Source organism: Rhizobium sp. Root149 (assembly GCF_001427345.1).
Taxonomy (GTDB): Bacteria; Pseudomonadota; Alphaproteobacteria; order Rhizobiales; family Rhizobiaceae; genus Neorhizobium; species Neorhizobium rhizoryzae.
In genome coordinates, this window is the sequence record NZ_LMGD01000005.1 from 63,989 (window position 1) to 71,254 (window position 7,266).

General features: G+C 60.5%; 6 protein-coding genes. 5 read left to right on the top strand and 1 reads right to left on the bottom strand.

The window, feature by feature from the left end; translation table 11 throughout:
- Window positions 1-51 precede the first annotated feature (51 nt).
- The 5 genes from ASD54_RS05815 to ASD54_RS05835 are packed head-to-tail and all read left to right on the top strand — an operon-like array spanning window position 52 to window position 6,782.
- Window positions 52-1,503 carry an arabinose isomerase gene (locus tag ASD54_RS05815; protein ID WP_062553675.1) on the top strand — a complete coding sequence of 484 codons (1,452 nt, stop codon included), beginning with the start codon at window positions 52-54 and terminating at the stop codon, window positions 1,501-1,503.
- A gap of 32 nt (window positions 1,504-1,535) precedes the next feature.
- A complete protein-coding gene (locus ASD54_RS05820; RefSeq protein ID WP_062553676.1) occupies window positions 1,536-2,564 on the top strand; it encodes a sugar ABC transporter substrate-binding protein in 1,029 nt (342 codons plus the stop codon).
- The gene (locus ASD54_RS05825) at window positions 2,561-4,063 is read left to right on the top strand and encodes a sugar ABC transporter ATP-binding protein (protein WP_062553677.1); all 1,503 of its coding nucleotides are present in this window, start codon (window positions 2,561-2,563) and stop codon (window positions 4,061-4,063) included. Before ASD54_RS05820 ends, ASD54_RS05825 begins: the two co-directional genes overlap by 4 nt.
- Window positions 4,056-5,048, top strand: coding sequence for an ABC transporter permease (locus ASD54_RS05830; protein ID WP_082547101.1), 993 nt, complete (start codon window positions 4,056-4,058; stop codon window positions 5,046-5,048). The genes ASD54_RS05825 and ASD54_RS05830 overlap by 8 nt, the downstream gene beginning before the upstream one ends.
- An 18-nt stretch (window positions 5,049-5,066) precedes the next feature.
- Window positions 5,067-6,782, top strand: coding sequence for a CocE/NonD family hydrolase (locus ASD54_RS05835; RefSeq protein WP_062553678.1), 1,716 nt, complete (start codon window positions 5,067-5,069; stop codon window positions 6,780-6,782).
- A 282-nt stretch (window positions 6,783-7,064) separates the two neighbouring features.
- On the opposite strand, the gene ASD54_RS05840 is transcribed toward ASD54_RS05835, so the two are convergent.
- Window positions 7,065-7,266, bottom strand: a 202-nt coding sequence (locus ASD54_RS05840) for an alpha/beta hydrolase (protein ID WP_162249557.1), incomplete at its 5' end; no start/stop codon positions are given.

Sequence of the window (7,266 nt, forward strand, 5' to 3'; positions counted from 1 at the left end):
TGACGCGGCCAACTGGCGGGTAGATCCCGCGGCCGGCGCGGAGGAGAGTTCATGAAATCTGGTAGTGATTCCCGGGCGGCCCACCGGCCGCTTCGGGTTGGCCTCTTCGGCATCGGTCTGGACGCCTACTGGCCCCAGTTCGAAGGCCTGAAGGATCGACTTGAAGGCTATGTCGGCGTGGTTGCCGGGAAGCTTGCGCGCCCGGGCGTCGAGATCGTCAATCTCGGACTGATTGACAACACGGCCAAGGCCCTGGAGGCCGGTGACCGGCTACGGGCGGAAAATGTCGACCTCATATTCCTTTATGTAACGACCTATGCGCTGTCGTCCACGGTCCTGCCCGTCGTACGACGTGCCGGTGTGCCTGTCGTAGTGCTCAATCTTCAGCCCGAGCGCGCCATCGACTATGCTGAATTCAACCGGATGGGTGATCGCACAAAGATGACGGGCACGTGGCTTGCCTATTGCGCGGCCTGCCCGGTGCCTGAACTCATCAACGTCTTCCACCGTTCCGGGATCCGCGCCTATCAGGTGACCGGCGTCCTCAGAGACGATCCCCATGTGGATGCGGAGATCGACGACTGGATTGAAGCTGCACGGGTGGCGCATGTCATGGCGCACAATCGCCTTGGCGTCATGGGTCACTATTACGCCGGCATGCTGGACATCTACTCTGACCTGACCGCGCAAAGTGCGGCCTTCGGCACCATCATTGATTTCATGGAAATCGATGAGCTGGCGGAAATCCGGCGCGGACTGAGCGCGGCAGAGGTCGACGCGATGCTGGCGCGGATCGCGCTGGAATTCGACATCCAGCCTGATTGCGATCCGGCTGAACTGCGCCGGGCTGCAGCAACGGCGGCAGCGCTGGTGAAACTGGCAGATCAGCGCCAGCTCGGTTCCATGGCCTATTTCTACACATCCGTGCCCGGCCACGAACATGAGGACCTGATTTCGTCCGTGATCCTCGGTTGCTCGCTCCTGACGGCTGCGGGCGTCCCGGTCGCCGGCGAATACGAGATCAAGAATGCGCAGGCCATGAAGATCATGGACGCCTTTGGTGCCGGCGGGTCCTTCACCGAATATTACGCCATCGACTTCGATGACGACATCGTTCTCATGGGACATGACGGGCCGGGGCATACAAAGATCGCCGAGGGAAAGACCAAGGTCCGACCGCTTCAAGTCTACCACGGCAAGGTGGGGAAAGGAGTGTCGGTCGAGATGTCGGTCAGGCACGGGCCTGTCACACTTCTTTCGCTTATCGAGCGCGCGGGCAAGGTGGAACTGCTTGTAGCCGAGGGCCAATCGGTCCCGGGTCCTATTCTCGAGATTGGTAACACCAACAGCCGATACCGTTTTGATATGGGTGCGCGCTCCTTTGTAGAGGCCTGGAATTCTGTAGGCCCTGCCCATCATTGCGCCGTCGGCCTTGGCCACATCGCAGGCCGCATCGCCAAGCTGGCAAGGCTGCTTGACTTGAAAATCACGCAAGTTGCGTGAGCCAGAGACGTTCACTTCAGGGAGGAAGTAAGATGAACTTTTCCAGAGGAATAGTGGGACTTGTGGTTGGGACACTCGGTCTTGTGACCGCCATGGTCTTGCCATCCCATGCGCAGGATGCAGGCATCAAACCGCCGCCGGAAGTGGCCGCATTCGCACCAGTTGAAGCCGGAAGCGGGGCAGGGCTCACCATCGGCTTTACCCAGCTGGGTCTGGGCGTGCCCTTCACCGAAGCCCTGCAGCGCGGCATGGAGGCTGCCGCCAAGACTGCTGGCGTCAAGCTTGTCACCTGTGACTCCAAGTTCGATGCCGCCGCCGCGCTGGAATGCGCCCGCCAGTTCCGCACCCAGAAAGTGGATGGTTTGGTGACGTTCCAGGCTGACGCCGCAGCGGCCGCCAACATCTGCGCCGAAGGCCCCAAGGTGCCTGTCATCGCGATCGATATTGTTCAGCAGCCCTGCCAGACGGCATTCGTGGGCGCAGCCAATGTCTATGCCGGCCAGATCGTCGGCTATGCCCTCGGCCAGTATTTCAAGAAGAATTTCGATTGCCAGTATGATGGCTGGCTATCGCTGGAATCGCTGGCGGTTGGAGTTGTCAACGACCAGCGCATGGGCGGTATGCGCGAAGGGTTCGCCAAGGTTTGCGGTCAGGTGAAGAACCTCCGCGTGATCGATACGGGCGCCGGTGGCCAGTCGGACGCTGCGCAGCGCCAGGTTACGGACACGCTGACAGCGCTGCCCGGCGCAAAGAAGGTCATCGTCGTCGGCATCAATGAAGATGTCATCACGGGCGCACTGGCAGCCGCCCGCTCGCAGAATCGTACGGACGATCTCTATATCGGTGCACAGAACTTCGATCCGAGCAATTGCCAGATCTGGACCGCCCCGCACTTCATCGCGACGGCTGCCTATTTTCCCGAACGTTATGCCGAGTTGATCATTCCGAACCTGATCAAGGCGGTAAAGGGTCAGACAATCGCCAAGCAGATCCTCGTGCCGCATGAAGTCATCACCAAGGACAACATGAACAGCATCTATCCCGAGGCGAAGTGCAAATGAGTCCGGACAACTTTCTATCCGTTCGCGGGATCAGAAAGTCTTTCGGTTTGGTCAAGGTCCTCCATGGTGTGGACCTTGACTTGCCCAAGGGCAGCGTGACAGCACTGCTGGGGGAAAACGGGGCCGGCAAGTCGACTTTCGTCCGTATCCTGGCTGGTGACCATCAGCCTGACGCGGGAACCATTGCGATTGATGGCAGCCAGTGCAGCTTTCGCACGGTTGCTCAATCGCGACAGGCAGGCATCAGACTGATCGCGCAGGAAATTGCCGATGCTCCCACACTCAGCGTCGCCGAAAACATCGCGCTGGGCGCACTTCCCAGCAGATATGGTTTCGTGGATCGCGGGAACATGCGCGCCATGGCCGCCCGCGCGCTGGATGCGCTTGGCGCAGAGCTGCCGATCGACGCGCCGGTTTCAGGCTTGCGTTTAGGCGAGAGGCAGATCATCGAAATTGCCCGCGCGACCGCAGGCGCTTCGAAATGCCTGATCTTTGACGAGCCGACAGCAGCGCTGTCGGATGCGGAAGCCCAGAGGCTGTTCGCGCTGATCCAGCGCTTGCAGCGGTCAGGCGTCGCAATTCTCTACATTACGCATCGCCTCGATGAGGTCTTTGCCATTGCCAACCACGTCTGCGTGCTGCGCGATGGAAGGGTCTCCCTCAAGGCCCTGACGCGGGATGTGGATCAGGCTACCGTCGTCAACGCCATGGTGGGGCGAGAGGTCTCCTCCCAGCATGAAACCTACAGCCATGCGCCTAAAGGCCAGGGCGCGGTGCTGGAGACCGAAAATCTGGGTTCCGCAGCATTTACCGACGTGCGCCTCTCGATAGAACCCGGCGAGATCCTCGGGATCTATGGCAAGGTCGGTTCGGGCGCACCAGAACTTGCTGGCGCACTGTTTGGCGAGACTGAATTCACCAGAGGCACGCTGCGCATCAATGGCGAGACCGTGCGGTTCCGGCATCCGGCGGAAGCGATCCGGCGAGGCGTCGGCTTCCTGCCGGCGGATCGGGCGAGGGACGGCCTGCTAAAGACACGCTCGGTTGCTGAGAACCTGGCCGCACCCAGCTGGAAGCGTCTGGCAAAACGCCTGATGATGTTCCGCAGCTTCGAGGAAAAGGCGTTTCGGACATGGCACGCGACGCTGAAGGTTCGTTCGAGCCCGGATGGATCGGAGCAGATTTCGACGCTGTCGGGCGGCAACCAGCAGAAGGTCCTTCTGGGACGCTGGCTGGAGGCAGGATCGACGATGCTCGTTCTCATAGAGCCCACGAGAGGGGTTGATGTCGGCGCGCGGCAGGAAATCTATGCCGTACTCAGAAATCTCGCCCGCACCGGACGCAGCATTCTGATTGCAAGCTCCGACTATGAAGACATTACCGAAGTGGCCACGCGAGCCATGGTCATGGTGCGTGGCAGGGTCGTGGCCCAACTGGCACAAAATGAAATTTCGACAGAGCGGCTCACCCAAGCCGCAGGAGGAGGGGCAGATGCCTGAACAGGTCCCCGGCACCGCGAGCGCCACAAATCACCCCATCACCGCACCAGCCACCAGCCGTCGCATCAAGGCTCCGGAATGGGCAGCACTTTTGCTGTTTCTTCTCGCTGAAATCGTCTTCTTCAGCTTTAATTCGCCGTATTTCCTCACCTGGCCGAACGCCGTGAATATCATTACCGCGCTGTCGATCACCGGCATTCTGGCAGCTGGCGGCACGATCCTGCTCATCGGTGGCCAGTTTGACCTTTCGGTCGGCAGCGGCACTGCCTTTGTCGCGCTGACATTCGCGCTTGCCGCCCAGCATATGGGCATCATGCCGGCCGTTGGCGTGGCGCTGCTGGTCGGCCTTGGCATCGGAGTGCTCAACGGCTTTCTGGTAACTGTCGTCGGGGTTAACGCACTGATCACAACGCTCGGGAGCCTGGCCATCTTTCGGGGCCTGACCCTTTCGATCGGTGGCGCAAGCAGCATCCGCATCAACAATTTCGACTGGGCGATTTCGCGACCATTCCTCGATATTCCGCTCTCGGCGATGGTTTTCCTCCTCGTCGCCGTGATTGTGGGGATCGTGCTGGCCAGAACCGTGTTCGGGCGTACGATCTACGCAATCGGCGCCAACGAGAACGCCGCACGCCTTGTCGGCATCCGCACCAAGCGAACGCTCTTTTTCGGCTTCGTCATCTCAGGTCTGTGCATGACAACGACGGGTCTCGTCAGCGCGTCGCAGCTCGGCTCGACATCGGGAACGACAGGGATTGGCCTTGAGCTGGCCGTGGTCACGGCGATCATTCTGGGCGGCACATCGCTTAAGGGTGGCACGGGAAGCATGTTTGGAACCGTGCTTGGCCTGCTGATCGTCGGGGTGCTGAACAACGGCATGACGCTGATGAATATCAACTCCACCTGGCAGCAGGTGGCGGCCGGTGTACTCCTGATCCTCGCGGTTTCGTTCGACCAGATCCGCCAGCGCATCATTCGTGGTTAGGACGGAAGCTGCACCGCCATGAGCACGACCTTTCAGCTTCATGACAATGTCAAAATCACCATGCGCGACGGCATTGTGCTGACCGCCTGCGTCTGGCTACCGCAGGGGGAGGGGCCATGGCCAGTGCTGCTTCAGCGCACACCCTATCGCAAGGAGGATGCCTTCGGAACGCAGTATATTTCGGGCATGGACTTCATGGCGGCGCTGCGCCGTGGCTACGCCATTGTAGTGCAGGATACGCGCGGGCGCTTTGGCTCCGATGGCGACTTCGTCCCCTTTGTCCATGAGGGCGACGATGGCGAGGACACGCTCGCGTGGCTGCACGAACAGGGGTTCTGCAATGGCCAGATCACCATGTTCGGAGCCTCCTATGTCGGCGCAACGCAGGTTCTGCTTGCGGCGCGCAACCCGGACGGCCTTGTGGCGATCTCTCCGCATCTGACGACAGCACGGCATGGCGAAACCTGGACCTATCGGTCCGGCGCCATAGAACTTGGCTTCCTGTTGCTCTGGATCATCGAGTCGCTCGGCCCCGAGGATCTTCGACGCCGCCTGAGCGACCTGCCGCCGGATGCAGTGCAGAGCGGAAAACGCCTGCTCGCCCTGATGCAGCAGGATCCCGCATCGGCTTTTGAACGTCTGCCACTGCTTGATCATGACATGGCTGCACTTGCCCCCTATGCCGTAGACTGGTTCAACGACCACAATGCGGCCAGTGCTTCAGGCAATCTCGAGCATCTCGAACAGCTGGCCGCCTGCGATGTGCCGATGCTCGTCAGCTGCGGCTGGAACGACCTCTTCGTCGAAGGTTCGATCGAGCTGTTTGAGACTGTGCGGCGACGCTGGGAGCATGCAGACGACGTCAAGGACCGGTTGATCATCGGTCCATGGTCCCATGGCAACCCGTCCGACTGGCAGGGTGATTTCTGGCTCGGTTATAATGCCGCGACGTCTGCGCTCTGTGACGAACAGTTGCACTTCTTCGATGCGGCGCGCGAAGGAAGGGCACCCGAAACGCCCATGGTGCGCTATTTCCGCCAGGGATCGAACAGCTGGCATGCCGCACCCGACTGGCCGCTGCCCGGCTCGGTGCGCAAGACCCTCTTTCTCGGCGAAACGACGCTTTGGGCGGACCCGTGCGAGAGTTGCTGGCAGCGTTCGTATCGGGCAGATCCGGGGCATCCCGTGCCCACCGTTGGTGGTGCCAACTTCCTGCCGGGACTGCTACAGGGCAGGAACTCCGGCCTGAAGGATCAGAGTGCAATCGAGCGTCGCGACGATGTGCTGATCTTCACCTCGTCTCCGCTGGAGGAGCCGTTAGAGGTCACGGGCCTTGTGGAGGCGACGCTCAAGGTCTCATCAAGCGCACCCGGCACGGATTGGACCGCGCGCCTCTGCGTTGTCGATCCAACGGGGAGAAGCATCGGCCTTGTTGATGGCATCATCCGCACCGCCGGGAATGCCGATGAACAGCATGCTATCAATCTGAAACTCGGTCATGTCAGCTACCTCTTTCGGCCCGGTGAGCGCATTCGCCTGCAGATAGCATCCTCCAACTTCCCGCGATTTGACCGGAACCCGCAAACAGGTACCTCGAGCACGACCACGCCAGCGGAACTCTTTGCCGTCGCGGAAAACACCATCTACGGAGGAGGCGCGCTCGGAAGCGCGCTGCACCTGACCATCGTTCCCGCAAGTTTTCCGACAGTCGATGGGCTTGGCAGCGCAGCCTGATCCCGGCCAGTCTGGTCTCGGATGAGAAGATACGATTCCTTCAAACGCAGGATTGCGCTTGCTCGGCCTATGCTCAGCTTCTGTGCGGTAAATCTCATCCCGATCCTCTCGGATCCCAGACGGCGGATCTCGGCAACATCAGCCTGGAGCTTGCTTCAAACACACCCCTCTGCTCTTGGTAGCGGTGATGCCTTATCTGCGAGTACACGATCAGAGCAATGAACTGATGGAATGTGAAAGGCTGCGCCGTGTTCTTGACGCAGCCCTTCGATTTTCCGCCGATCAACCCTGCACAAACGCCAACAGATCCGCATTCAGCACGTCGGCATTGACCGTGAGCATCCCGTGCGAGAAGCCCGGATAGGTCTTCAGCGTGCCGTTCTTCAGCAGCTTGACCGACTTGTGAGCCGAATCTGCAATCGGAACGATCTGGTCGTCTTCGCCGTGCAGAACGAGTGTCGGCACGGTGATTGCCTTCAGGTCC

What these genes read in the sequence shown, in the direction of transcription:
- ASD54_RS05815 (WP_062553675.1), top strand. Translation starts at nt 52, where the DNA reads ATGAAATCTGGTAGTGATTCCCGGGCGGCCCACCGGCCGCTTCGGGTT.
- ASD54_RS05820 (WP_062553676.1), top strand. Translation starts at nt 1,536, where the DNA reads ATGAACTTTTCCAGAGGAATAGTGGGACTTGTGGTTGGGACACTCGGT.
- ASD54_RS05825 (WP_062553677.1), top strand. Translation starts at nt 2,561, where the DNA reads ATGAGTCCGGACAACTTTCTATCCGTTCGCGGGATCAGAAAGTCTTTC.
- ASD54_RS05830 (WP_082547101.1), top strand. Translation starts at nt 4,056, where the DNA reads ATGCCTGAACAGGTCCCCGGCACCGCGAGCGCCACAAATCACCCCATC.
- ASD54_RS05835 (WP_062553678.1), top strand. Translation starts at nt 5,067, where the DNA reads ATGAGCACGACCTTTCAGCTTCATGACAATGTCAAAATCACCATGCGC.